Origin of the sequence: Nocardia callitridis (assembly GCF_039543305.1) — a bacterium.
GTDB lineage: Bacteria > Actinomycetota > Actinomycetes > Mycobacteriales > Mycobacteriaceae > Nocardia > Nocardia callitridis.
The window spans coordinates 1612581-1637286 of record NZ_BAABJM010000001.1; the positions used below are offsets into that span (position 1 = coordinate 1612581).

At 65.7% G+C, this 24706-nt stretch carries 20 protein-coding genes and 1 pseudogene; 5 read left to right on the forward strand and 16 right to left on the reverse strand.

The window, feature by feature from the left end; all coding sequences use genetic code 11:
• Positions 1 to 299: 299 nt before the first annotated feature.
• The 5 genes from ABEA50_RS06820 to ABEA50_RS06840 form a co-directional block, all read right to left on the reverse strand.
• Positions 300 to 2264 (reverse strand): galactan 5-O-arabinofuranosyltransferase, encoded by a 1965-nt coding sequence (locus tag ABEA50_RS06820; RefSeq protein WP_345494178.1) that lies wholly within the window; start codon positions 2262 to 2264, stop codon positions 300 to 302.
• Between the two features lie 372 nt (positions 2265 to 2636).
• Entirely contained in the window at positions 2637 to 3416 is a 780-nt protein-coding gene (locus tag ABEA50_RS06825) for a decaprenylphospho-beta-D-erythro-pentofuranosid-2-ulose 2-reductase (RefSeq protein ID WP_345494179.1), read from the reverse strand.
• Positions 3417 to 3432: 16 nt separating this feature from the next.
• Positions 3433 to 4911 carry an FAD-binding oxidoreductase gene (locus tag ABEA50_RS06830; RefSeq protein ID WP_345494180.1) on the reverse strand — a complete coding sequence of 493 codons (1479 nt, stop codon included), beginning with the start codon at positions 4909 to 4911 and terminating at the stop codon, positions 3433 to 3435.
• Between the two features lie 74 nt (positions 4912 to 4985).
• The gene (locus ABEA50_RS06835; RefSeq protein ID WP_345494181.1) at positions 4986 to 5438 is read right to left on the reverse strand and encodes a GtrA family protein; all 453 of its coding nucleotides are present in this window, start codon (positions 5436 to 5438) and stop codon (positions 4986 to 4988) included.
• A 220-nt stretch (positions 5439 to 5658) separates the two neighbouring features.
• The gene (locus ABEA50_RS06840) at positions 5659 to 6141 is read right to left on the reverse strand and encodes a hypothetical protein (protein WP_345494182.1); all 483 of its coding nucleotides are present in this window, start codon (positions 6139 to 6141) and stop codon (positions 5659 to 5661) included.
• A gap of 479 nt (positions 6142 to 6620) precedes the next feature.
• Here ABEA50_RS06840 and ABEA50_RS06845 point away from each other — a divergent pair, with 479 nt between their 5' ends.
• Both ABEA50_RS06845 and ABEA50_RS06850 read left to right on the forward strand, forming a co-directional pair.
• Positions 6621 to 7214, forward strand: coding sequence for a DUF4282 domain-containing protein (locus tag ABEA50_RS06845; protein ID WP_345494183.1), 594 nt, complete (start codon positions 6621 to 6623; stop codon positions 7212 to 7214).
• Between the two features lie 261 nt (positions 7215 to 7475).
• Complete coding sequence (locus ABEA50_RS06850; protein ID WP_345494184.1) at positions 7476 to 8321, forward strand: helix-turn-helix domain-containing protein; 846 nt, start codon at positions 7476 to 7478, stop codon at positions 8319 to 8321.
• Here the strand turns inward: ABEA50_RS06850 and ABEA50_RS06855 are convergent.
• The 4 genes from ABEA50_RS06855 to ABEA50_RS06870 form a co-directional block, all read right to left on the reverse strand.
• A complete protein-coding gene (locus ABEA50_RS06855) occupies positions 8318 to 8902 on the reverse strand; it encodes a dTDP-4-dehydrorhamnose 3,5-epimerase family protein (protein ID WP_345494694.1) in 585 nt (194 codons plus the stop codon). The two genes, ABEA50_RS06850 and ABEA50_RS06855, sit on opposite strands and share 4 nt — an antisense overlap.
• 2 nt (positions 8903 to 8904) lie before the next feature.
• Positions 8905 to 9777 (reverse strand): glucose-1-phosphate thymidylyltransferase RfbA, encoded by an 873-nt coding sequence (rfbA, locus tag ABEA50_RS06860; protein ID WP_345494185.1) that lies wholly within the window; start codon positions 9775 to 9777, stop codon positions 8905 to 8907.
• A gap of 125 nt (positions 9778 to 9902) precedes the next feature.
• Positions 9903 to 10895 carry an alpha/beta hydrolase gene (locus ABEA50_RS06865; protein WP_345494187.1) on the reverse strand — a complete coding sequence of 331 codons (993 nt, stop codon included), beginning with the start codon at positions 10893 to 10895 and terminating at the stop codon, positions 9903 to 9905.
• Positions 10896 to 11233: 338 nt separating this feature from the next.
• Positions 11234 to 11959, reverse strand: a complete 726-nt coding sequence (locus ABEA50_RS06870; RefSeq protein ID WP_345494188.1) for a hypothetical protein — start codon at positions 11957 to 11959, stop codon at positions 11234 to 11236.
• A gap of 381 nt (positions 11960 to 12340) precedes the next feature.
• On the opposite strand from ABEA50_RS06870, the gene rfbB reads away from it, so the two are divergent.
• Positions 12341 to 13348, forward strand: coding sequence for a dTDP-glucose 4,6-dehydratase (gene rfbB, locus ABEA50_RS06875; RefSeq protein WP_345494190.1), 1008 nt, complete (start codon positions 12341 to 12343; stop codon positions 13346 to 13348).
• A 424-nt stretch (positions 13349 to 13772) separates the two neighbouring features.
• On the opposite strand, the gene ABEA50_RS06880 is transcribed toward rfbB, so the two are convergent.
• Both ABEA50_RS06880 and ABEA50_RS06885 read right to left on the reverse strand, forming a co-directional pair.
• Positions 13773 to 15956 (reverse strand): DUF2142 domain-containing protein, encoded by a 2184-nt coding sequence (locus ABEA50_RS06880; protein WP_345494191.1) that lies wholly within the window; start codon positions 15954 to 15956, stop codon positions 13773 to 13775.
• Positions 15953 to 16936, reverse strand: coding sequence for a glycosyltransferase (locus ABEA50_RS06885; RefSeq protein WP_345494193.1), 984 nt, complete (start codon positions 16934 to 16936; stop codon positions 15953 to 15955). Before ABEA50_RS06885 ends, ABEA50_RS06880 begins: the two co-directional genes overlap by 4 nt.
• A gap of 155 nt (positions 16937 to 17091) precedes the next feature.
• Here ABEA50_RS06885 and ABEA50_RS06890 point away from each other — a divergent pair, with 155 nt between their 5' ends.
• Both ABEA50_RS06890 and ABEA50_RS06895 read left to right on the forward strand, forming a co-directional pair.
• Positions 17092 to 17628 carry a GtrA family protein gene (locus tag ABEA50_RS06890; protein ID WP_345494194.1) on the forward strand — a complete coding sequence of 179 codons (537 nt, stop codon included), beginning with the start codon at positions 17092 to 17094 and terminating at the stop codon, positions 17626 to 17628.
• Between the two features lie 85 nt (positions 17629 to 17713).
• Entirely contained in the window at positions 17714 to 19612 is a 1899-nt protein-coding gene (locus tag ABEA50_RS06895) for a glycosyltransferase (RefSeq protein WP_345494195.1), read from the forward strand.
• 65 nt (positions 19613 to 19677) lie between these two features.
• Here the strand turns inward: ABEA50_RS06895 and ABEA50_RS06900 are convergent, their stop codons facing one another.
• The 5 genes and pseudogenes from ABEA50_RS06900 to wzm all read right to left on the reverse strand — a co-directional run bounded on the left by ABEA50_RS06900 (position 19678) and on the right by wzm (position 24603).
• Positions 19678 to 20529, reverse strand: a complete 852-nt coding sequence (locus ABEA50_RS06900) for an SDR family oxidoreductase (protein ID WP_345494197.1) — start codon at positions 20527 to 20529, stop codon at positions 19678 to 19680.
• Positions 20530 to 20665: 136 nt separating this feature from the next.
• Complete coding sequence (locus ABEA50_RS06905; protein ID WP_345494198.1) at positions 20666 to 21358, reverse strand: hypothetical protein; 693 nt, start codon at positions 21356 to 21358, stop codon at positions 20666 to 20668.
• 243 nt (positions 21359 to 21601) lie between these two features.
• Positions 21602 to 22483, reverse strand: coding sequence for a galactofuranosyltransferase GlfT1 (gene glfT1 / locus ABEA50_RS06910; protein ID WP_345494695.1), 882 nt, complete (start codon positions 22481 to 22483; stop codon positions 21602 to 21604).
• 433 nt (positions 22484 to 22916) lie between these two features.
• Positions 22917 to 23676 (reverse strand): annotated as a pseudogene (gene wzt, locus ABEA50_RS06915) (galactan export ABC transporter ATP-binding subunit Wzt/RfbE); the annotation flags it as partial.
• Between the two features lie 15 nt (positions 23677 to 23691).
• The gene (wzm, locus tag ABEA50_RS06920; protein ID WP_345494696.1) at positions 23692 to 24603 is read right to left on the reverse strand and encodes a galactan export ABC transporter permease subunit Wzm/RfbD; all 912 of its coding nucleotides are present in this window, start codon (positions 24601 to 24603) and stop codon (positions 23692 to 23694) included.
• Between the last annotated feature and the right edge of the window lie 103 nt (positions 24604 to 24706).

Here is a 24706-nt window from a genome sequence, read left to right on the forward strand (position 1 = left end):
ACTCCTCCGGAAGGCTGAACCAGCCGCCCAACGTACCGAACAACTCTGTGCGTGAGCTGGTAGTCCCGCCTGGCCGAGCAGTCGACACCACCTACTGAAGGTGGAGTCGACGTTTCGGGCGCCCTGAAATTAGTACCCAGAGTGTGTGTGGATCAACCGCCCGGGGTGGAGGTACATGTGGTGTGATGTGGCTCGCCGTGCTGGGGGTATGTGGTGCCGGGTGTGCCGGGTGGTGGTCCGGTAGGGCAAGTGATGTGCTTGGTGAGGGGTGTGGCGCGGGGTGGTCTGGTGATCTTGGGCTAGGGCTGGACGGTGACCAAGGTGAAGGGGCCGATGTCGGTGGTGGTGAAGTGGGGGGTGTCGAAGAGGGGCTTGGGGAAGGTGACCGTGTAGCGCTCTACGTTGGGGTCGTTGGGGTAGACGTCTCTGGCCAGGCGGAGGGTGTAGTTGTCGCCGGTGCGGCGGAAGAGGAAGGCGTCGGGGGCGCGCCAGGGGGTCTTGGTCAAGGCGTCCAAGAGCTGGTCGGGGGTCTCGAGTTTGCTCCATGACTCGATGGCCGCCGAGCGTCCGGCGAAGTCGGCAAGCGGGTTGGCGTAGTGCGAGGTCGGCGCCTGGAAGCCGAGGTAGGGGTAGAAGGACAGGAAGCTGGTGTCCGCGGTGAGGACCACCGTTTCGTCGCGTGGGCGGCCGGTTTGGGCGGTGAGTGCCGCATCGATCGCGCCGTAGTGCGAGACGGCCGAGGGGGCGCGCTTGTCGGCGCGCTCGCCGTTGCCGTCGGTGTCGGTGTAGGCGATGGTGATCTCGGGGGCGAGGACCTCCGGGATGTGCTGGGCGAACGCGAGTGCGCCGACGGTGGCCACCACGATGGCGGTGAGCCGGAAGCGGCCAGGTTCGTTGAGCGCCTGGTAGATCGCGCGTGCGCCCTCCACGAAGCCGAAGGCTCCCGCGGCGGCCAGCAGTGCGATCAGGATCGGCTCCAACCGGAACGACAGCAGGGTCGTTCCCGCCGCGGTCGCCACCATCGACAGCAGCGTCCACAGGTAGGCGGCGATGACACCGATCGCCAACGCTTGCGCGCGGCGAGAAGAGGTGGTGCGCAGCACCAACCAGAGCACGCCGATCAGGCACAGTGCGCCGCGCAGCGAGAATTCGGCCATCGGGAACGCCAGTTCCGCGCCGCCCTGCGGCAGATAGTGCAGCGCGGTACCGGAACTCGCCGCCGTCCCGCTGAGCCATTTCAGCACGAACGGACCCCAGACGAGCAGCGCGATCAGCCCGGCGACGACCCCGATCACGATCAGCCGCATCAGTACGGGCAGCGCGGCCCGCCACGGTGCCGAATCACGTTCTCCGTCAGGGAGTTTCGCGCGCGCTCGGACCGCGAGTACGGCCGCGACCACGCCCATCAGGCAGACCGCGAAGGTCGCGAGGCCGAAATACAGGGTGTAGAACGTCGCGGCGAGCCCGAGGAACAGTCCGCTGCCGAGCACCGCACCCCAACCGCGCGCGGTGCCAGCGTCCTCGCCCTGCGGACGATGCAGCGCACCCCACGACAGCACCAGCGCGGGCGGCAACAGGATCACGATGATCGAGCTGTAGGACTCCGGCGCCGCGTACGCCAGTGCCACCGCCGTGACCGCCGCCGTCACCGCGACCGCCCAGTCCGCGCGAATCAGCTTGGACCACAAGACCAGCGACACCACGGCCGCCACGGCGATCGAGGTGATCGCGTACGGCTTGAACGCCTCCCAGCCTGCCATCCCGAGCAGGTTCGCGAACCGTCCGCCGACCCAGAACCAACCCGCCGGGTAGTACGACGGCAAGTCGGCATAGGTCATGTCGTGCAGCGCGGGGGAGTCGGTGAGCCGGGTCAGGAACTCCGTACGGAACTCCTGGTCCACCGAAACGCCGTAGAGGTACAGCTTCGTCGCCGCGAGCGGCATCCCGAGGGTGAAGGTGACGAAGGTCGAAATGCCGATCCAGGACAGCAGTTTCGCCACCAACGGCCACTTGCGGGTGCGCAGCAGTCCGATCGAGACGGCCAGTAGCACCGTGGCGAGCACCTGGCCGACGGTCGTCAGCGCGCGCGTCACATTGGAGGAGTTGAACGCGGGCCACTGCACCAAGGAGAACGCGATGAGTCCCACGCCCGCGACCACTGCGGCGACTACCGCGGCGGCCACCGCCTCCCCGAGCCCCGACCCGACCTGCGCGGCCAGACGACGCCGTTTACCTGGTAGAGCGTCGACGACGACGGAACTCATCGGATCACCTCGAAATCGTTGTCGCGCAGCTGTGGTCCCGTGGTGCACCTGCGGCGCACGGAGGTCCACTCGACGGCGCCGATCTCACCCCGCGCGCGGCGATCCGCGCGTCGGCTCGGTAGCCGGTGTCCGATTACTCGCATGGCATCTCCGGGTTCACTCCAGCGGCTCGGTGATCATGGTGCGCGAGGCATGGTCGGGTATTCGCCTCGGCCGTCGTCGGTGCTCGAACGGCCTCGGCGACCGGCGATCATGCTGCCAGGTCTTGCCGATAAACGTGGAGCACGCGTCGACGGGTGGGGGTACGAAAAACCGCACCCCGTCCCCGACGCGCCGCGGCGGCGTCGGGGCAGAGGTGCGGCTCGGGCAAACTCAGAGTGGGAGTTTGCGGAAGATCGGGCGCGGAATGTGGCGCAGCACCATCATCACGAACCGGAAGATCCCCGGCGCCCAGATGAGGTCCTTACCGCGTTCGGAGGCCGCGACCGCGAGTGCGGCGACCTCTTCCTTGTCCACGGTGAACGGTGCTTCCTTGACGCCCTGGGACTTCCACGCGTTGATCGTGGTGGTGGTACGCACCTGACCGGGCCGGATCACCAACACCCTCGGCCCGTGCGGCGCGAGCGCCTCACCGAGTCCGAGATAGAAGCCGTCCAGACCGGCCTTGGTGGAGCCGTAGACGAAGTTCGAGCGACGCACGCGCTCACCCGCGGCCGAGGACATGGCGATGATCCGCCCGAAGCCCTGTGCCTTCAACTTCTCGCCGACCAGCACACCCACCGAAACGGCTGCGGTGTAATTGATCTGGGCGATCTGCACGGCCTTGCGCTGGTCCTGCCACAGCTGCTCGGCGTCGCCGAGTAGACCGAACGCGACGATGGCGACGTCGATATCGCCACCGTTGAAGGCCGCGTCGATGACCTTGGGGTGGCTGTCGGTGTCGAGCGCGTCGAAGTCGATGACCTCGACCTGCTTGGCGCCGGCCGCCTCCAGTTGCGCGACCGCGGAGTCACGCAGCGGGTCGCCGGGTAGCGCGGCGAGCACGATGCGAGCGGGGCCCTTTTTCAGGTATTCCGCGCAGATCGCGAGACCGATCTCGGAGGTCCCGCCGAGCAGCAGAATCGCCTGCGGGTTGCCAACGGCATTAATCACTTGGATGACCTCACAGTCACTGAAGCTCCAGCCTCCTAGCCATATCGGACATGAAAACACCGGTGGGATCGACACTTCGGCGGATCTTGATCCACTCGTCGATCCTCGGGTACATCTGGTGGAAGGTCTCGGCGGTGGTGCGCGAGTCCTTCGCCGTGTAGAGCCGTCCGCCGAACTTCAGCACGCGCTTGTCCAGCTCGGTGACCAGCTCGTTGAGCCCCGGCTTGATCGGGAAGTCGACGCAAATATTCCAGCCCGGCATCGGAAAGCTCAGTGGCGCGGGATTTCCCGGACCGAAGAGCTTGAAGACGTTGAGCGCCGAGAATTGCCCCGAGGCCTGGATGTCGATGATGATGCGCTTGAACTCGTCGACGGCATCGGTCGGCACCACGAACTGGTACTGCAAGAAGCCGTTGGAACCGTAGCCACGATTCCACTCCGCGATCATGTCCAGTGGGTGGTAGAACTGCGTCAGGTTCTGCACCTTGCCGGTGTAGTTGCCGCCCATCCGGTAGTACGCCTCACCGATGGACATGAGCGTGACCTTGTTCATCGTCCAGTTCGGGAAGATGTCGGGCACGGTCATCAGCTGCGGTGCGTCGAACTTCAACGGCTTGTCGCGCAAGCGCTTCGGCAGTTCGTCGAGCTTCGCCAGTCGGCCGCGGGTAATGGTGGCACGACCGAGCTTCGGCTGCGGGTTGATCACATCGAACCAGGCACTCGAGTACGTGTAGTTCGCTTCGCTGCCATCGCTGTGTGCCGCGATCGTCTCGTCGAGGGTCTCGGTCTTGAGGCCGTCGTTGAGGAAGTACGCGGTTTCGGTGGCGACCATTTCGATGGTGGCGCGCAAGATGATTCCGGTCAGGCCGTTGCCGCCGACCGTCGCCCAGAACAGCTTCGCGTTGCGCTTCGGGGTCAGGTGTTGCACCTGGCCGTCGGCGGTGAGCAGCTCGATCGAGCGCACATGATTGCCGAAACTGCCTTCGCTGTGGTGGTTCTTGCCGTGGATGTCGGAGGCGATCGCGCCACCGATCGTCACCTGGCGGGTACCGGGCAGCACCGGAACCCACAGCCCGAACGGCAAGGCCGCCTTCATCAACTGATCGAGGCTCACACCGCCGTCCACGTCGACGATGCGGGTGTCGCGGTCGATGCGATGGATGTTGTGCAACGCGGTCATGTCGACCACGAGGCCACCCGCGTTCTGCGCGTGGTCACCGTAGGAACGGCCGAGTCCACGCGCGATCACGCCGCGGCGTAGGTGCGCGGGTTTGGCGTCATTGTCCTCGGCGACCATGGCGACAGCCTTCGCGATCACCTCGGGATCGCTGGTCGAGAGAACTTCGGAAGAGGTCGGTGCGGTGCGGCCCCACCCGGTCAACCTGCGGGTACGCGTCGGCAGTGCGTTCGCGCTCCCGGCGTCGGTGCCGTCGTCGTTGACGCCGGCGTTCCCGGTTGACGTGGTGGTAGCCGGAGCTTTCGTGGACATCGGCATAGAGGCTACCGTGTTCGCTTTCCCTGGCGCGGGCGCGTGTTCCCCGCCCTTGCGCGCCATAACTCGTTGTTTGGTTACAGCTTGAAGATGACCGCGCGCTGGACGACGAAGTTGATCACCGTTGCCGTGCCCTGTGCGATCACGAAGGCCAGCGGCACTCGCCACCACTGATCGGGCAGTGAGTGGTACATGACCCAGTTGAGGCCGACCTGGACGGCGAAGGTCACCGCGTACAGCGCGACGACGGCGACGAACCTGGCTCGACTCGGCGGTGCGCGGAAGGTCCAGCGCCGATTGATCAGATACGCGGTGGTTGTTCCCGCGACGAAGCTGATCGCCTTGGCGCCGTTGACCGGCAAGCCGACCACGTTCAGCAGCAGCAGATAGAGGCCGAAGTCGACCACCGCGGACAGGCCGCCGGTGAGCGCGAACCGGATGATCTGCGTTTTCAGATCGACGTCGCTGCCGCCGGGTTCGTCGGTCAGCGGCAGCTCGGCAGGCAACGGCAGGTGTGGTTCGGCATGCACGCGAGGAAGCCTAGCCGCGTTGTCCAGTGCGCAGGCAGTCAGCGAGCTTCGGATCGCTCGGGCGGCGGTGGGGGTTTCGAGCAATCCGAGTGCGCGGGTCGTCGCGAATCCGGTCACAACCCAGAAATGGGACCTACCTGTGGGTAGGTCCCATTTCTGGAAGGTCGATCCTGCTAGCCGGGGTTTTCCGCAGGCGACGTCGATGTTCGGTCGAGAAGTCTCAGCAGGCGACGCTGGTGAGCTGGCTGCGCTTGCGCGCGATGGCCGCGCGCACCGCGGCGCCGAGCGCCACGACCGGCGGGACCCAGCGGGCCTCGTCGGGGGAAACGCCCCAGCAGGCCGACCCGGCCGAGAGGTGGGTGGGCGGCAACGGAACGCCCGCACCGTCGGTGTGCACGGTGGCACCGGCCGCGCGCAGCGCGTCCATCGCCATGGCGGCCTTGCGGACACCGGTGACCAGGTGGATTTCGCGACGCTCCGCACCAGGCAGCTCGATGACCGGCCCCGAGAGGTTGTTGGCGCGCAGGAAGCGGCGGACCTGACCGGCCAGCTCCCCGCTGACCTCGATGGCGGACAAGTCGTCATCGGTGATCAGGCAGAGACCGTTGGCCGTTTCAGCGACCGTCCATCCGCGCTGGCTGTACTCCTGCGCAGCGGCGGTCATGTCGGCCGCCGAGACGAAAGTCGGAAACGTGGTGCGCACTTGTCTTCTCCATTCCCCGGTAGATCTGGTCCTGCATTCATGGTTCGTATCGGTGGGTGCTGCCCGCCGTGTTACGTGTTCCGCCGAATTCTTCGGCGAATGTCTTCTTCGTCTCATTACCGAGCGGTCATAGCGCTCGGCTGCTAACGCGCTCACGGGCCCACTGTCGACCGCTGACCTGCTCGGACGCTGTGCCCGAGCCGGGAGGATGCTGTGGGTGATGTGCAAGCCGCATCGCGGTGTGTGCCGTGGGGTAGTGGCACGCCGCGGTCTCGGGGAGGATTCCCCCGAGAGGACGGTGCGCTGGGAGCGGTCGGCGAGCTTTCGATTCGGCGGGTGAAACCACCGCCTGCCGGAGGGATGATCCGGCCTCGCGTGAGCGGGTTGATCAAGAGTTGCACGAGTGAGCTGATCCAACGTTGCAGTGCCCGACGAACATGCCGACTCCGGTGGGAGCCGGGCGCGATCGAAGGTTAGTCATGAGCGATGAAACGAACACTACCGTCACTGCGCGCGAACGCGAGTCGGCGGATCTGCCGGAGCAAGAGGCGCCCGCGCGCCGTATCGCGGTGCGTACCGCGACGGCAAAACGGTTCTCCCGCAGTGATATAGGCCCTGACCACGACGGGGACGCGTCAACAACGCCCGAGCGAGCGGAGCCGTTCGTTCTCCAGCAGTGGGCACAATCGGCCGCGCGCGGATTACTCGATATCCGATTTCAACGCACCGCGACGAGCACGCTTCTTCCCCTCGCCTATGTACTGGGTTCGGTGTGCGCAGTGGTGCTCCCCTGCGTGCTGGTCGTGCTGGTTTGGCGCTGGTCAACGGTGTGGGGAGTGCTCGCGGCATTGGTCGCGGTGCCGCTCGGGGTGACCCTCGCGGCGGCGGTGCGGTTGACGCTGGAGTTCCTTGTGCACGCCGCACGACTGGCGAACCGGGTGGAACACATGGGTGATCTTGCCGACGATTTGTTCCACGCATTGTCGGAGGTGGCCGAACCGGTGAATCAGCTGTCGGAAGATGTTCGGGCGGTGCAATTCTGGCGTTTCCGTCGCGGCGGATCGCGCAGGTGAAAGCATGAAATCCGGTTTCGCGTAATGGGTTTGGCACTAAAATGCCATAGACCTCTCCGAGTCAAGATTTCTGGCTCCCGCGAGATCCGCTGCTGTACAGTGATGTTCGTTTAATCAATATCGTTGTCCGGTGTGTGATCTGGGGCCGTCACACCGAACTCGCGTCCTGCGCGAGCGCGGTATGCGCACGGCTGAAGGGGGGAACAAATGGCCGCATCATCGCGCGCGAACGTTGGTACGCGCGGAGGTACCGGAGCTACGATGCCGCGCCGGCAACTCGGTAGACAACTGCGCGATCTGCGTAACCGGGCCAAGATGACGACCAGGATCGCCGCCGAGCGACTGGAGTGGTCCGAGGCGAAGATCTGGCGGATCGAGACCGGCCAGACCTCACTGCGCAGCTTCGATGTCGAGGCCATGTGCAAGATCTACGGTGCGCCCGGCGACCTCGTCGCACCACTGACGGCACTGGCGAAGGAAACCAAGGCCAGGGGGTGGTGGTCGGTCTACGGCGACGTGATCGCCGACGGCTTCGAGGTCTACATCGGGTTGGAGGAGGCCGCACAGCGGCTGATCAGCTACGAGAACGAACTGATCCCCGGCCTTCTGCAAACCGAGGGCTACACCCGCGCGCTGCTCAGCGCCGCACGCCAGGAACTCTCCGCACACGAGATCGATCGTCGCGTGGAGTTCCGCAAGACCAGGCAAACGATGCTCACCCGCGACGAGGCCCCGCTGCGCCTGGACGTGGTGATCGGGGAGGAAGCGTTGGCGCGGCGGATCGGCAGCCACGAGGTCCACGTCGAGCAACTCGACCACCTGCTCGCGCTGTCCGAGGTGTCGACCGTTCGCATCCGCGTGGTGCCGACCGCCTCCGGATACCACGACGGCCTGCACGCCGACCGCTTCGTGATGCTGGAGTTCCCGCAGACCGGAACCGACGGCAAGGTCGAACCGCCGGTGGTCTATCTGGAGACCTTCACCGGATCGGTGTACCTGGACAAGGAAGCCGAAATCGCCAAGTATCGCCGGGCTTTCGAGGGCATCGAGGCGGTGGCGGTGGATGCGCGCCAGGGGATCGAGCTGGCGCGCACGCGCTCGGCCTAGCCGTCGATCGGATTCGTGACCGCGCCCGCCTCGGGGGAGAACGCGGGTGCGGCGACGTCCTTCGCGGAACGAACATAGGTCAGTGGGGTGCCGTCGCTGCCCACGCGCGGCCACTCGATCGCCAGGCGCGAATCGAACGCGTCCACGGCGTGGTCGTATTCGGGGGTGTACTCCAATGAGCACAGGTAGGTGACCGTCGAGCCGTCGGCCAGCGAGAGGATCGCGTGGCCGAGTCCTTCGGAGAGGAATACCGAACGCCGGTCCACGTCGTCGAGCAGCACGCTGTCCCAGCGACCGTAGGTGGGTGAGCCGGGCCGCAGGTCAACCACCACGTCCAGGAAAGCGCCGCGCACGCACGTCACGTACTTGGCCTGACCGGGCGGATCGTCGGTGTAATGGATACCGCGCAGCACACCGGCCGCCGACACCGAGAGGTTCACCTGCTTCAGGTCGAACGGTCGGCCGGTGGCCTTCTCGAACTCCGAGGACTTGAAGCCTTCGAGAAACATTCCACGGTCGTCCCCGAACTGCCGGGGGGTGACCATCCAGGCCCCCGGAACCGCGAGTTCCTGGAATTGCATGTTCACCAATGCCTTCCGCGTTCGATCAGGTCGACCAGGTAGGTGCCGTAACCGGAACGCACCAGGGGTTGCGCCAACGCGCACAGTTCGTCGTCGTCGATGTAACCCATCCGCCAGGCCACCTCTTCCGGAACGCCGATCTTCTGACCTTGGCGTTGTTCGATGGTGCGCACGTAGTTGCTCGCGTCCAGCAGTGAGTCGAAGGTGCCGGTGTCCAACCATGCCGTGCCACGGGCGAGGACGTCCACCTGGAGCTTGCCCTGGTCCAGATACGTCTGGTTGATGTCGCTGATCTCGTATTCGCCTCGTGCCGACGGCCGCAGTGTGCGCGCGATCTCCACCACGTCGTTGTCGTAGAAATACAGGCCGGGGATGGCGCAATTGGAACGCGGCTTCTTCGGCTTCTCCTCGATCGAGACCGCGCGGCCGTCGACGAATTCGACAACACCGTATGCGGTGGGATCGGAGACGCGGTAGGCGAAGACCGCGCCGCCGTCGAGATTGTCGAACCGATTGAGGCTGGTGCCGAGGCCTGGCCCGTGGAAGATGTTGTCGCCGAGAACCAATGCGGCCACCTCGGTGCCGATGTGCTCGGCGCCGAGCACGAACGCGCGCGCCAGGCCGTCGGGTTTCGGTTGCACCACGTAGCTGAGGGAGACGCCGAACTGGGAGCCGTCACCGAGGAGGCGTCGGAAGGATTCGGCGTCCTCGGGGGTGGTGATCACCAGGATGTCGGTGACGCCGGCCAGCATCAACGTCGACAACGGGTAATAGATCATGGGCTTGTCATAGACCGGGACAAGCTGCTTGCTCACCCCGCGCGTGATCGGGTGCAGTCGAGACCCGGTGCCACCCGCCAAGATGATTCCGCGCATGTATAGGCAGTCTAGGGCCACCGGCCGGGTTCGCTGGTGCCGAGTCCATGTGCCGTGATCGCCACAGCGGGCCCCGTCCCGCGGTATACGCGAGGCGAGGCCCGCTTCGTGGCAGGCGGCGACGGTCAGGCCGTACGCGCCCGCGGGATCTCCTCGACGCGGGTGCGCACGAAGCGTGACACCCTGGCCAGCGCCGACCTGCTTTCCGGCAGGTTGGGCGCGATGCTCATGAACGCGTGCACCTGGCCGCGCCACAGTTGCATGCTGTTGGGCACGCCCGCAGCGGTCAGCCGCTCGGTCATTTCCTCGCAGTCGTGCCGGAACAGTTCGTCCTCGGCGGCGATCAGCAGGACCGGCGGCAGTTCGGCGAGTGCGCCGTTGATCGGGGAGAGCAGGGGATCGAGGTTGCCGTCCACCTCGGCGCCGATGCGCACGACCGCGGCCAGTGCGGCGACCGTCAGGTAGGGATCGCGGGTGGCGTTGGCGTGCTCGCCTCGGGCCAGGTAGTCGAGGTCGAGCAGCGGACTGAGCCCGACCAGGCCGCCGGGGCTCGGCAGCCCGAGTTCGATTGCGCGCAGCGCGGTGGCGAAGGCCAGGTAGCCGCCGGCGGAGTCGCCAGCGAAGACGATGTGCTTCGGGTCGGCGCCGTGGCGCAACAGCCAGCGGTACGCGGTGACGCAGTCCTCGATCGACCCGGCGATATCGGCGGTGGGCAGTTGTCGATAGTCGACGTTCACCACGGGAAGGCCGGTGCGCCGAGCCAGGCTCGCGGCGACCGGGCGGTGGGTGTTCAGTCCGCAGACGGCGAACCCGCCGCCGTGCATGTACAACACCGCGCCGTGGCGCAGCGAGCGTGCGGCGCCGGAGGGGCGCAGCACTTCGAGGCCGAAATTGTCGAGGGTGACCTGTTCACGATCGACGCCTCGGGGTTGCGGGCGCAGCTTGGACAGTCCTTCGATGGCCGCGGCGCCGATCGGGATGGTCCTGCGGTTGATCGGGACGGTGCGCAACACCGGCCGCAGCACGCTGTGGCAGGTGGCAAGCAGCAGTCGCGCGGACGCGCTGGATCCGTGGGGGTTCATCACGGTGGCGGTATCGCCGGATGTGGTCGTGACCATCGCGCACCTACCTCACATCTGCGCGCCGAGCCACGACCGGATCGGGCTCCGGGCGAGCTGTCGGCGCTGACATCTCACACACTGTTTTTCGGCAGGGTGTGTCGGAATTAGTACTCACCTGTCGAATAACGCTGTTCACCCTGGATCCCCATCCGCGTTGTGCGGGAAACCACAGAACTGAACCCGTGATCAATTCGTAGGAAACAGGCGCTGTGGGCGGGCTGTGGAAAACACGAACCCCGTCCTCGCCGGGTAGGCGAGAACGGGGTTCGGTGGGTGGGCTGTTCGCCCCGCCGATTCAGCGGTCATCCACCGCCTCGCGCGGTGAATGTCTGCGCTTACTTGTCCGAGGAGGAGGGGGCGGGCGGGGTGAACGGCTGGTTGATCGTCGTGAAGTACTGGATCGCAGCACCGATCGCGACGGGGGCGGTGATGAACAGCTGACCCGCGGCGGTGCCGAGGGCGCCGATCGCGAGCACGCCACCGAGGCAGCCGATGGCGGCGGCCGGGATGAACGGGCCGAACAGGCCGATGATGGTGGCCGAGGCGACGGTGGCGCCGGCGATGCCGCCGAGCACGCAGCCGACGGCCGCGCCGCCGAGGCCACCGATCAGGGTGCCGACGGAGGCGCCGGTGCTGATGGTGTCCTTCATGCGGTTGAATGCCGCCTGCTCACGGTCGTACTCGGACTTCCACGGCGCCTTGTCCTCGAACGGGAGGGCGACGGGCTTGTAGGTCGCCTGCGCCATGTCGAGCTGCGGGGTCAGCGTGGCGGTGTGATCGGCGATATCGGCGGCGATCGGGAACTCGAAGTCGTCGATACGGAAGGTCAGCGGGGTGCCGGCCAGCGTGGTGCCGTCGACGGCCTTGATCTTGAAGACACCGTCTTCGTTGACCATCGACCCGGCATCGGTCTTGATGATGGTGCTGGTGTCGGTGTGGTCGGCGGTGAAGTTGACCGGGGCGGTGTCGGCCTCGGCCGGTGCCGCGTTGACGGTTCCGGCGGTGACGCCGAGTGCGGCGATCAGCAACGCCGAAGTTGCGGCGAATTTCCTCATCAGCATGGTGGTGCAAACCTCGATGTAGAGCGGTCGGAGGGGACCGCTCGATGCAAATGGAGAGCTGCTAACGCGTGGTGAACCGGTGCGGATCGTGAATTCAAGGACTGTTCACCGTGCTGACTTACGTAGCGTGGGTTATGGGCAAACACGCACGCCGCGTGTGGTTTTCGTCGACGCTTCGAATTCAGCTGAACCGCTGTCGAATCACGAATGAGACCAAGCTCACATATCCCAATCCTGGGAAGTCGTCGCGCCGCGGGATATTCGCCGATTCCGGCACACGGGGAGCCCTCGGGTGGCGGCTGCCTCGAGCGCTGCCGGAGTTTCGTGGGAATTCAGTCGGTCTGCGACCGGAACGGCGGCGGTCCGAAGTAAAGTCGTGGGGTGCGATTGCTCGTAACCGGCGGCGCCGGATTCATCGGCGCGAACTTTGTCCGCCACACCGTCGCCGACCGTCCTGACACCACGGTCACCGTGCTCGACGCGCTCACCTATGCGGGTAATCGAGATTCGTTGGCCGAGGTCGCCGACCGTATCGATTTCGTGCACGGTGACATCGCCGATCTGGATCTGGTCGACGAACTGGTCAGCGGGGTCGACGCGGTGGTGCATTTCGCGGCGGAATCGCATAACGACAATTCGTTGGCCGAGCCGTGGCCGTTCGTGCAGACCAATATTGTCGGCACCTACTCGCTGTTGCAGGCGGTGCGCCGTTACGACGTGCGCTACCACCATGTTTCGACCGACGAGGTGTATGGCGACCTCGAACCGGACGCGCCCGCGTTCACCGAGGATTCGCCGTACAACCCGTCGAGCCCGTATTCGGCCACCAAGGCCTCCAGTGATTTGCTGGTGCGCGCGTGGACCCGCTCGTTCGGTCTGCGCGCCACGCTGTCGAATTGCAGTAATAACTACGGCCCGTATCAGCACGTGGAGAAGTTCATTCCGCGCCAGATCACCAATCTCATCGACGGGGCGCGTCCCCGGCTCTACGGTGCGGGCGATCAGGTGCGCGACTGGATTCACGTCGACGACCACAACCGCGCGGTGTGGGATGTGCTCGAGCGAGGTCGTACCGGTCAGACCTATCTGATCGGCGCCGAGGGCGAACTGGACAACAAGACGGTGGTGCGGATGATCCTGGCCGCCTTCGGTCGCGACGAGGACGACTTCGACCACGTCACCGACCGTCCCGGCCACGACCGCCGCTACGCGATCGATGCCACCCTCCTGCGCACCGAACTCGGCTGGGCACCGCACTACCGCGACTTCGCCGCGGGTTTGGCCGCGACCGTGCGCTGGTACCGCGACAACGAATCCTGGTGGCGCCCATATAAAGCGGGCGCGGAGAGTGCCTACGCCGCGGCGGGCGAACAGACGCTGGGAAGTTAGCGCGGGCGCCTGAACCGTCGACTCGGCTCGTCCGCCGAGTGCCCGTGCACCCTTGGCGCCGAGATCCTGGCGCGCGCACGTTCGCGGTTGCCTCGTTCGGTGATGTGGCTCAACCACATTCGGACAATAGCGGCGCCACAGCGGCGCGAGCTGGCGTCGCTGGCCCGGCGTAGCTGTCGGAGGTCACCAACGCGGCGGGAGTGCCAGCCGCGACGACGTGACGCGCCTCAGCGCGCGTCGCTGCCCCGCTTCGCTGACCAACGCGGCGGGATGTGACCACCGCGACCGGACGAAGCGCCCGGCTCGCGGACCCGAACTACCGCGGACGAAGCGCCGGTCACCCGCGAGGCGAACCCGCGAGAGCCGCATTGTCGGGCGGTGCGTCAGCGAGACCGGGCCGGTTCGGAAACCGCCGTAGAAAACTTCAGCCCCACACGATGACGTAGTACTTCCACGCCGCCGCGAGCAACGCCACCACGCTCGCGCTGACGATCACGATCGCGGGGCCCCTGCCCGGTGTCTTGGCTTCGGCGTTGGTGAACCGCAACGGTACCCACCGCAGCAGCACCGCGACCCCGATGATCGCCAGCGGCACGAAGTAGCGACCCTGCACCCCGTCGATGATGTAGAAGCCGACCGGGGTGAACGACATGTACAGCGTCACATAGATCATCGCCACGCTGGCCGCGATGATCAGCGCGGTCAGCAGGGTGCGCCAACGGTCGGCGGTCACCGGGTTCATCCGGTCGGCCACCGCGAAGCTGACCGCGAAGGCGAGCAGGCACGCCAGGATGGTGATCGCGGGGACGTCGATGTAGGCGAATCCGAGTTCGCCGAAGAACTGGGTGAACCAGCGATCGTCCCGCAACGCGACGCTGTCGGCGAACACGTGCAGGAAATGCAGTGGGTCGCGCAGGATTCCGGTGAGCTGGTCGCCGGGACGCACCGACTTCCACTGATCCTGCGAGCGCATCAGGCCCATACCATCGCCGGTCGGTGCGGCGATCTTCATCCAGATACCGAAGACGGCGGCGCCGATGAGCGCGAACAGCCAGGTGATCCCCCGCCGAATCCCGGTGAACCCGAGGCGACTCGGTGGCACCAGCACGATCAGCATCGCCAACAACACGTAGGTCGGCTTGCTCACCGGCAGCAGCACGGTAGTGGCCAACAGTGCCGCGATTTCGGGGCGGCTCAGTCGCTTACCGAGGAACAGTGCCTTCACCAGCAGTGCCGACATCAAAACGGCCAACGCGTTGGTCATGGTGTCGGCGGTGACGGTTCCGGCCTGGAACACCGCGATCGGCAGGACCGCGACGGTGAACGCCAACCACTGCACCCGATATTTGCGCAGCGCGTAGAGGCCGAAACCGGCCACCAGCAGGTATCCGAGCAGACCGGCGATCCTGGTCGACAGCACAAGGCCACCTACATCCAACCCGAGCGCTTCGGCGACGCGAATGCCGATCGCCGCGGGGATGTAGGGCACAGGGGAGTAGGCGGCGGTGTTGGTGAACCACACCGGTTCGTCGAGGTCGGAGACCGGCTTCGACCCCAAGGTGTCGTAGGCGGCGCGGCTTTCGAGCATCCGGCCCGGCTCGGGTGGGTTGGTCGTGTAGTCGCGCAGCGCGTAACCCATTACCTCGGTCACGCTGGCGGGAACATCACCGCCGTAGGAGATGCCTCGGTCGTCCTCGATGCGCTGGGGCAGCAATCCTCCGTGTGAAACCTGGTAGGCGCGGCCGAACTGGGTGATCTCGTCGTGGCCCCAGAACGGCGGGGTGAGCACCGAGAAGATAGCGCCGAACACCGCGGTGAGCAGCACGAACGCGATGGTCGCCGCGCCGAATCGTTGGCTGACGCGCTGCGTGAACGACCGGCGCACCACCTGCGCGCCGCCCGCAACAGTGTCATCGGGGGCCGCGGTGTCTTCGGGGGCCTCGGCGACGAGCGTCGCGGTGGTACCGGATAGCTCCGCTCGTTCGGCCTCCTCGGCGCCAGCGAGTTCGGCTACCGAGTCACTCGAAGAGGGGACGGTGGGTTCGGCGGCGGTGTCATCGCGTGACTCGGCGGCACCGGTCGCGGCGGCCGCAATAGCCGCATCGGCGGTGTCCGCGCGCGGCCCGGTCGCGACGGCTGAATTATCCGCGTCCGCTTCACGGCTGGTCGCCGCGGTGTGTGGTGGCGTGCTGGCCTCGGGGTCGGTGAGTTCTGACGGCGCTGCGTCTGTTGCGTTGGCGTTGTGCTCGGCCGTGTCGGTCGCGGTGGGCGGACCGTCTGCGGCTGCCTCGGCGGCGTTCGCGTCGGTGTCAGTTGTTACGCCTTTGGTCGCCGCGGTCTCGGTCGCGTCGACACCTGTCGCCGCGTCGACGTTCGCTGCCGCGTCGACGGTCGCTGCCAGCTTGTTCGGCTCGGCTACGTCGCGCGTCGCGGCCCCGGTATTCGGTTGCTCGGCAATCGGATTCGTAGCCGCGCTCGATGACGCGTCGGCGGTGGGGGAGCTCGGCTGCGAATTCTCGGATTCCGGCACGGTATTCACGGACTCCGTCGCATTCGAAGTAGTAGTGCTCGATTCGTCGGCCGCCTTGCGGTCCGCCGACGTGCTCACAGGTCGGCCTCGTCCGCGCCGCCGTCACGATCGGGGCGCGAATCGTCCGTGCCGACAGGCGAATACCGCAGATAGACCAGTCGCGCCGACTCGTGCCGCGACCTGCGGATGCCATCCAGGATCAGGCCGGCGGTCCACGCGAGGCTGCCGAGCAGCAACAGGGTGAAGGCAAGGAACAGGGTGGGGAAGCGCGGCACCGTGCCGGTGTTGTAGTACTCGACCACTATCGGGATGGTCAGCACGATCGACACCAACCAGCTCAGCGTGCCGAACAAGCCGTAGAACGCGACCGGCCGTTCGTGCCTGGCCAAGCCGACGATCAACCCGAGAATCTTGAAACCGTCGTGGTAGGTGCGTAGCTTGCTTTCGCTACCTTCCGGCCGATCACGGAAACCCACCGGAACCGCAGTCCTCGGCACCCGCAGGTGCAGCGAGTGCACGGTCAGTTCGGTCTCGATCTCGAACTCGCGCGACACGGCGGGAAAGCTCTTCACGAAGCGGCGGGAGAACACGCGATAACCGCTGAGCATGTCTTCGACGTTCTCGCCGAACACCTTTCCGACCACGCCGTTGAGTACCTTGTTGCCCGACTCGTGTCCGGCGCGGTAGGCGGAATCGCTGTCATCGGGCCTGCGCACACCGAGCACGTGATCGTAGGGGCCGTCCAGCAATGTCTTGATCATCAGCGGTGCGGCCGACGCCTCGTAGGTGTCGTCACCGTCGATCATCAGGTACACGTCGGCTTCGATGTCGGCGAACGCACGCCGGACCACATTGCCCTTGCCCTTGACGTGCTCGTGTCGCACGATCGCGCCCGCGGCACGGGCCCGTTCGACGGTCTTGTCGGTGCTGAGGTTGTCGTATACGTAGACAACGATTCCTGGCACGGCGGCTTGCAGGTCGGCGACGACCTTGGCGACCGAAGCCTCTTCGTTGTGGCACGGAACCACGGCGGCAATCCGAAGGTCGGTGGCGTCCACCCGGTCAGTCCTCGCGTCGGTAATGAAACTGGGAACACGGGGAGGGTACAGGGAACACACAGCAGACTCTTAGCCGACCTCAACACTGGTGCGTCGGCGATTTGGCCGATTTTCGACCTCGAACCGGTTGGCGCTGGCTGGGGTACCGTCGGGCCGTGCCCATCAGTGAGTCGACCGAGCACGCGGAAGGGCCGATGCCGCCCGCGCGCGAATCGGTGGTCGATAAAGTCCGCGTCGCGCTGCGTCAAGGCGCGGCATTTCTCGTGGTCGGCGCGATCGGATTTCTCGTCGACGCCGGCGCCTACAACCTGTTGGTGTTCTGGAGTGGCGGTCTCGATTGGGGCGAAGGGGTGCTGTTTCACGCACCCCTGCTCGCCAAGGTCATCGCGATCGTGGTGGCGACGGTGGTCACCTACTTCGGCAACAAGTGGTGGACGTTCGCGCACAAGAAGTCCGACAACCCTGGGCGCGAATATCTGCTCTACGCGGTGTTCAATGTCATCGCGATCGGTCTACAACTCGGGTGTCTCGGTTTCTCCCGGTACATTCTCGACCTGTCGACGCCGCTGTCGGACAACATCTCCGGCACCTTGATCGGTCAGATCGTCGCCGTCGTGTTTCGCTACTGGGCCTACGACAAGTTCGTATTCGTCGGTGCGCGCGAGCCGGGCGGCACCGCCGACGAGCGGTGAATAATTCAATCCAGCGAACTATCGGCAATAGAATCGGGGCGCTATGCCCCGTCCGGTGACAAGAGAAGATTTAGAGGACCTCTCCATGGATCAGTCGGCTACCCAGGCCGTGACCGAAACCGACGGTGATTCGACGGTCGCGGCGCCCGCCGCGTTGCGCGCCGACCATCGGGCGCCTGATCGGCTGGTGCTGCAACGCGGCATCTTCACCGGCCCTTCGCCGAGGGTCAGCGACGGGCTGTACGCGGTGGTCAAGGGGAGAGCGCACTGTGACCGGCTCACGCTGCGGCTGGAAAAGGGTGCGTCCGCGCACACGAACACCTATTTCGGGCGTTTCGCGGCAAGTTACTGGCAACGCTGGACAACGGTCACCGAACTGCGGGTGAGTCTGGTCGCTGAGGTGACGAAGAAGGCGATCGTGCGCGTGGTGGCCTCCGACATCGCGGGCCACCGGCGCATCATCGAGACCGCCGAGGTGACCGAGAGCGGCAAGGTGACCTTGACCGCCCCGCTGGACCAGTACGTCGACGGTGGCGCGCTCTGGCTGGAATTCGAGGCCGTCGGCGGCGATCTCGGTATCGCCGAAGTGGTGTGGACCGCACCCGCGCCGGAGCGGATTCGTCCGGTCGCGATCGCCATCTGCACGTTCAACCGGGCCGCGGATTGCGCGGAGACGGTGGCCGCGCTGGCGTCGGATCCGACCGTACTGGAGTCGATCGACGCGGTGTACGTGGTGGATCAGGGCACCGACCTGGTCGAGGACAAGCGCCGTTACCGCGAGACCGCGCCGATTCTCGGCGACAAGCTGCGCTACATCCGGCAGCCGAATCTCGGTGGCGCCGGCGGTTTCACGCGCGGACTCTACGAGGTGTCCTCGGCCAATGCGCACGCCGACGTCATCCTGATGGACGACGACATCCTGTGCGAACCGGAAACGGTGTTGCGGCTCAACGCTTTCGCGAACCTCACCGTGGAGCCGACGCTGGTCGGTGCGCAGATGCTGTATCTGCTCAACCCCGACTACCTCAATGTCGGTGCCGAGGAAGTGCATCTGCACAAGCTGCGCCACGGGCAGAAGGTGCCGAAGTCGTTGCGCAACGTCAGCATGCTCAAGAAAAACCAGGAGCGCAGGGTCGACGCGGGCTACAACGCGTGGTGGACCTGCCTGATCCCGGCCGAGGTGGTCGCCGAGATCGGGTTGCCGATGCCGATCTTCTTCCAGTGGGACGACGTGGAATACGGCATCCGCGCTCGTGAGCACGGCTTCGTGACGGTCACTTTGCCGAACGCGGCGGTGTGGCACGCGGACTTCTACTGGAAGGATTACGACGACTGGGCGCGGTATTTCAGCACCCGCAATTCGCTCATCGTCGGCTCGCTGCACACCGACCTGGACGCCAAAGCCATTACCCGCAAGCTGTTTCGGGATCTGTCCGAACAGCTCGTCGCCATGCAGTACGGCCTGGTGCACACCACATTGCAGGGCATCGAGGATTTCCTGCGCGGCCCACAGGTGTTGCGCGACGGCGGCATCGAGGCCTTGGCCGCGGCGCGGTCGAGTCGAGCCGATTATCCGGAGACGATCAAGCATCCCGCGGCGGAGCCGACCGTGCCCTCGGGGCAGATCCACGTGCGCAGGGCGGCCGACGAACCGAGTCGGGTGCTGTTGGTGCTGATCAAGCGGGCCCTCACCCAGTGGTTCGGGCGTACCCAGCACGGCATTCATGGTGTCACCCGCGAAGACGCGCACTGGTGGCATGTGTCGCTGTTCGATCACGTGGTGGTCACCGATGCGTCGCAGTCGGGTGTGCGGGTGCGTCGTCGTGACAAGGCGCGCGCGCGTGCGTTGTTGCTGCGGATGCTGCGCGACCTACGCCGGATCCGCCGCGAGCTACCCGCCTTGCAGGAGCAGTACCGTGCGGCGGTGCCGGAACTGACCAGCCGCGCCAACTGGGAACGGCTCTACGGCATCGACTCGAAATAACCGATAGCACAACAACGACCGCGAGCCGTGCCCGTCGTGGGGGCGCGGCTCGCGGCGTGTGTGCGTCAGAGGAACAGGTCGGTGGTGAGTTCGCCGGTGCCGGGGGTGACGCGGTACTTGTCGAGATCGGTGATGCCGTGGGCGGCGAGCACGTCGTCGTCGAGGAAGAAGTTGCCGGTGGTCTCCGTGGCGGACGCGGTGAGTACCAGGTAGGCGGCGTCGGCGTAGATGTCGGGGGTGCGCGAGGTGGCGACCATTTGCTCGCCGCCGAGCAGGTTGCGCACGGCGGCGGTGGCGATGGTGGTGCGCGGCCACAGCGAGTTGACGCCGATGCCGTCACCCTTGAGTTCCTCGGCCAGACCCAGTGTGGTGAGTGACATTCCGTACTTGGCGATGGTGTAGCCCAGCGACGATCCCGCCCATTTCGGGTCGAGGTTCAGCGGCGGGGAAAGGGTGAGGATGTGCGGGTTGCGCCCGGCCGCCGCCGATGCGCGCAGGGCGGGGATCGACAGCTTCGACAGCAGGAAACTGCCTCGAGTGTTGATGTCCTGCATCAGGTCGTACTTTTTCATCGGCAGGGCGTCGGTGGGTGAGAGGTCGATCGCGGAGGCGTTGTTCACCACGAGGTCGATGCCGCCGAAGCGTTCGACGGTCGTGCGCACCGCTTCGGCGACCGAGTCGTCGATGCGCACGTCACCGACGAACGGCAATACCTGGGCACCGGCCGCTTCCAGTTCGGCGGCGGCGGTGTGAATGGTGCCGGGAAGCTTGGGGTGCGGCTGATCGGTCTTGGCGATCAGGGTGATGTTGGCGCCGTCGGCGGCCGCGCGCTTGGCGATTTCCAGGCCGATGCCTCGGCTGCCGCCCGACATGATGAGTGTCTTGCCCGCGAGCTGCTTGGTCCTCGGTTGCGTCATATGCGTGCTCCTGTCGTCGGTGCGCGAAGGCCGTGGCGTCTGCACACCCAGGGTAGACCCCGTCGGTATGCAATCAGTTGCATAGGATAGTCGAGAAAAAGGGACACCGGTAGACCGATGTCCCTCGACCTCTCGTCTAGATGAATGCGAGCGAAAAGATGTTCAGCAGAATGATCAGCGCGCACAGCGCCCAGCTGATGTAGATGAAGACGATGCCGGGGGTTTTCTGCGGACCAGGACCGATCGCGCCGTCGAGGAAGAGCACGGCGGGCGTGCGGTAGTAGAACCGGTGCGCCTGCCCATCGGCCATCGGCACGACCACCTGTGCGGGACCCATGTCGAACAACCAGGGCGTCGACACCCGGACGTGGTACTGACCCTGCCCGACCGGAATGTGGTTCGCGCCCCAGCGGGTGTTGGGCACTCGCTGACCGTTCACCTCGATCTTGGGCTTGGTCAACGCGAGCAGGAACGCCATCGGCGTGTACGAGGCGTCGATGGTGATGCCCGGCGGGTCCGGCAGTGCGGGTTGACCCTGCTGCTGGCCATAAGCACCTGGTTGCCCGTAGGGAGCATGCTGCTGTTGTCCGAAGGGCAGCGGCTGTCCGTAGGGCCCCAACTGCTGAATCGGTTGTGCGGGTTGACCGTAGGGGCCGGGCTGAGGCTGCTGGCCCGGTGGCCCGTAGGGGGCGGGCTGGCCTTGCGGCTGCGGCGGCTGCCCATACGGTTGGGGCGGCTGCCCATAGGGCTGCGGCGGTTGCCCGTACGGTTGCGGCGAAACCAGATGCGGTTGGCTCGGGTGCTGGCCGCCCGGCGGTGCGAATTGCACCGGTGCCCCCGGATTCGAATTCGGTGCTGCGCCAGGCTGTCCTGGCCATTGGCCCGGTTGTTGCTGACCCGGTTGTTGCTGTCCTGAAGGCGGGTAACCGCCGGGGAAACTCACCCCATCCCTCCCAAAAAGCGATTGTGCATGCGGCGACAGTACCGCGCCGAATTCGAATCGGCCTGTTGGGATGGTGGGCGAAATTATTGCTACGTCAGCGAAAGGTGTAGCGACGCAGTCGCTTACGTCCTATCGGTCCGGTTTGCCGAATTGTTCGTTCCGGCCAAGTGACCGCAGGCGCAGCCATTCCCGCAGGCCAGCAGGGTCGCGTCGGGTGACGAGAAAGAACCAGGAGAAGCGAATCCATTCCTGCGGAAGCAGTTTGCGCATACCCGGTTGCGCCATCAGATAACCGCGGTTGCGATAGGTGAAGTAACGCTTCGTCGGGTCGTCGGGGTACTGGGTATGCATGCGCCCGCCGAGGATCGGCTTGAATTCGGCGGCGCCATTCGGGTGCAGATAGGCCGTTTGTAGACAGGTGCCGAAGGGCAAACCCGAACGCACGAGGCGACGGTGCACCTCCACCTCGTCGCCGCGCACGAACAACCGCAGGTCGGGAACGCCGATCACATCGACCGCGCGTGCGGAGATCAGCGCACCGTTGAACAACGAGGCGATGCCGGGGAGGAAGTCCTCCTCGCCCAATTCCGAGCGCAGGCGCCGCCACACCACGCCGCGGCGCAGCGGGAACGCCAACTGGTCGGGTTCATCGATATCGCACACCACCGGCGACACCTCGGCGAGTCCATGTCGGTCGGCGCAGTTCAGCAGGGTCGACAGCACGTCGGGACCTTCGGGCCTACCGTCGTCGTCGGCCAGCCACACCCAGTCCGCGCCCGCGCTCAACGCGTGCAGCATGCCGAGCGCGAATCCGCCCGCGCCACCAAGATTGTGCGCCGACCCGAGGTAGGTGGATTCCACGGCTTGCGCACCCACCAGTTCGGCTACCTCCGGCTCGTTGCCGTTGTCGACAACGATCAGGTGATCAACCGGTCGCGATTGGGAGGCAACCACTTTCAGCGATTCGGCGAGCAATTCCCGGCGCTTGTGCGTCACGACAACCGCGACGATACGCGCGTCGGGCCCGGTATCGGTCGCCGCGGCCGACGGGGTCGCTGTCGCTGTCTGTCCGCCGGATGGGGTGGACTTCGTTTCGGCGTCGACGGTCCCGCTGTCGGAACCCGTGGGGTCCGTGTTGTCCTCGGCGTTCGCGGGCCGGGAACTTTCCGCAACCTCCGAAACCGATGCCGTGGAGTCGATCCGGGACGGTGCCCCTGTGTCGATCGGGGTGTCCTGCCCGGTCGGCTCACTCATGCCTGGTTTCGCTCCAATTCCCGTTGGGTTTCGGTGGATTCGCCCGTTTCGACCTCGGTATCCGCCGATGTCGTTTCGGCCGAGCCTGTTTCGGCCTCCGACGATTGTGCACCCTCGGCGGATTGTCCGCCGACCGCCCGTGCTTCCTCGGCCTGCTCGGCCTCCAGTTGACGCAGCGCGACCGCCACCTGCTGTCCCGCGTCGGGACCCTCGTAGGCGGTGACGACCTCTTGGATACCACCGGTGGTACGAATCTCGCCGTGGTCCACCCACATCGCGGTGTCGCAGAGCTGAGCGAGGAAATCGTTGGAGTGGCTGGCGAATACCAGGATGCCCGAGCGTGCCACCAGTTCCTGCAAACGCTTGCGCGCCTTCTTCATGAAGTCGGCGTCCACCGCGCCGAGCGCTTCGTCGAGCAAAAGGATCTCGGGATCGATAGAGGTCACCACGCCCATGGCCAAGCGAACACGCATACCGTTGGAATAGGTGCGCAGCGGCATGGACAGGTATTCGCCGAGCTCGGTGAAATCGGCGATCTCATCGATCTTCGCCAGCATTTGCTTACGGGTCTGGCCGAGGAACAGGCCGCGAATGATGATGTTCTCGTAGCCGGAGATCTCCGCGTCCATACCGACGCCGAGATCGAACACCGGCGCGACCCTGCCGCGAATGCGCGCGCTACCGCGCGAAGGCTCGTAGATCCCGGCGAGCAGACGCAACAGCGTGGACTTGCCCGCGCCATTGTGCCCGACCAGTCCGATACGGTCGCCTTCCTTCAGGGAAAGATTGATATTGCGCAGCGCCTCGACGGTCACCACATCGGAGCTGTTGCGTCCGATCGCGCCACCGGCTTTGCCGAGGAACGCTTTCTTCAACGACCGGGACTTGGCGTCGAAGATCGGAAATTCCACCCACGCGTTGTGGGTTTCGATACTCACCTGATCGGTCATGCGGGCTCAGAGCTCCTATACCCAGTACGGGACGCGTGAACGGAACTGCTTCATCGCCAGAACCGCCACGGCCCAGCCGATTACGGTGATCACGCCGACGATGACCCAGTGGCGCAGCGCCGAAGGGTCGCCGAGCAGTGGCGCGCGCACGATCTCCAGGTAGTGGAACGTGGGCACGATCTCGACGAGCCTCGTCCGTGAACTCGCGCCATCGATCTGCGATTCCAGTGCTTTCGTCGTCCACATCACCGGGGTCAGCACGAAAAGCATCAGCGTGGTGCTGCTGAGGATCGGGCCGATATCGCGGTAGCGCGTAGCGAAGATGCCGAACACGATCGACACCCACATGGCGTTGAGGAACAGCAGCGCCAACGCCGGAATGACAAGCAGCACCGACCAGTCCAACTTATGCCAGAGGGCGAACGCGAAGAACAGCAGCGCGTAGATCACCGCGTTGTGCGCGAAGAACAGGAATTGTCGCCAGACCAGCCGATAGATGTGCACGCTCAGCGCCGAAGGAAGCTGTTTGATCAGCCCCTCGTTGGCGATGAATACCTCTGAGCCCTCCTGGATGCTCGCCGCGATCACCTGCCAGACGATGAGTCCGACGGTCACATAGGGCAGGTAATCGCCCAGCGGCTGGTTCAACAGGGTCGAATACAGCAGACCCATCGCGGTCGCCTGCAACCCGGTGGCGATGGTGATCCAGAACGGGCCGAGTACCGAGCGACGGTAGCGCTGCTTGATGTCCTGCCAGCCCAGCGAAAGCCACAGTTCACGCTGCGCGAAGCCACCGGTGAAGTCGCGCATCGCGCGCCCGAAGGTCTGCGAATCCGACACGATCGACGCGGCTCCCGCGGTGGTCACCGGTGCCGAGGGCGGGGTCGACGGCTCGTCGGCGACGGTGGCCGTCTGCTCGGCGCTCATCGGTTGCTCCAGTCCCGCGTCGGCGCGTGCGGATTCGGCCGCGTCGGGATGACCGGCGGCGTCGGCCTGCTCGTCGTCGGAAGGTGGTAGTTCGGTGGAACGC

Bases quoted from the DNA above. Each gene is read 5' to 3' on its own strand.
- ABEA50_RS06830 (WP_345494180.1), bottom strand. From the start codon at position 4,911: ATGCCGATGTCCACGAAAGCTCCGGCTACCACCACGTCAACCGGGAAC.
- ABEA50_RS06870 (WP_345494188.1), bottom strand. From the start codon at position 11,959: ATGCTGATGAGGAAATTCGCCGCAACTTCGGCGTTGCTGATCGCCGCA.
- ABEA50_RS06855 (WP_345494694.1), bottom strand. From the start codon at position 8,902: ATGCAATTCCAGGAACTCGCGGTTCCGGGGGCCTGGATGGTCACCCCC.
- wzm (WP_345494696.1), bottom strand. From the start codon at position 24,603: ATGAGCGCCGAGCAGACGGCCACCGTCGCCGACGAGCCGTCGACCCCG.
- ABEA50_RS06850 (WP_345494184.1), top strand. From the start codon at position 7,476: ATGCCGCGCCGGCAACTCGGTAGACAACTGCGCGATCTGCGTAACCGG.
- rfbA (WP_345494185.1), bottom strand. From the start codon at position 9,777: ATGCGCGGAATCATCTTGGCGGGTGGCACCGGGTCTCGACTGCACCCG.
- ABEA50_RS06820 (WP_345494178.1), bottom strand. From the start codon at position 2,264: ATGAGTTCCGTCGTCGTCGACGCTCTACCAGGTAAACGGCGTCGTCTG.
- ABEA50_RS06865 (WP_345494187.1), bottom strand. From the start codon at position 10,895: ATGGTCACGACCACATCCGGCGATACCGCCACCGTGATGAACCCCCAC.
- ABEA50_RS06845 (WP_345494183.1), top strand. From the start codon at position 6,621: ATGAGCGATGAAACGAACACTACCGTCACTGCGCGCGAACGCGAGTCG.
- ABEA50_RS06900 (WP_345494197.1), bottom strand. From the start codon at position 20,529: ATGACGCAACCGAGGACCAAGCAGCTCGCGGGCAAGACACTCATCATG.
- ABEA50_RS06895 (WP_345494195.1), top strand. From the start codon at position 17,714: ATGGATCAGTCGGCTACCCAGGCCGTGACCGAAACCGACGGTGATTCG.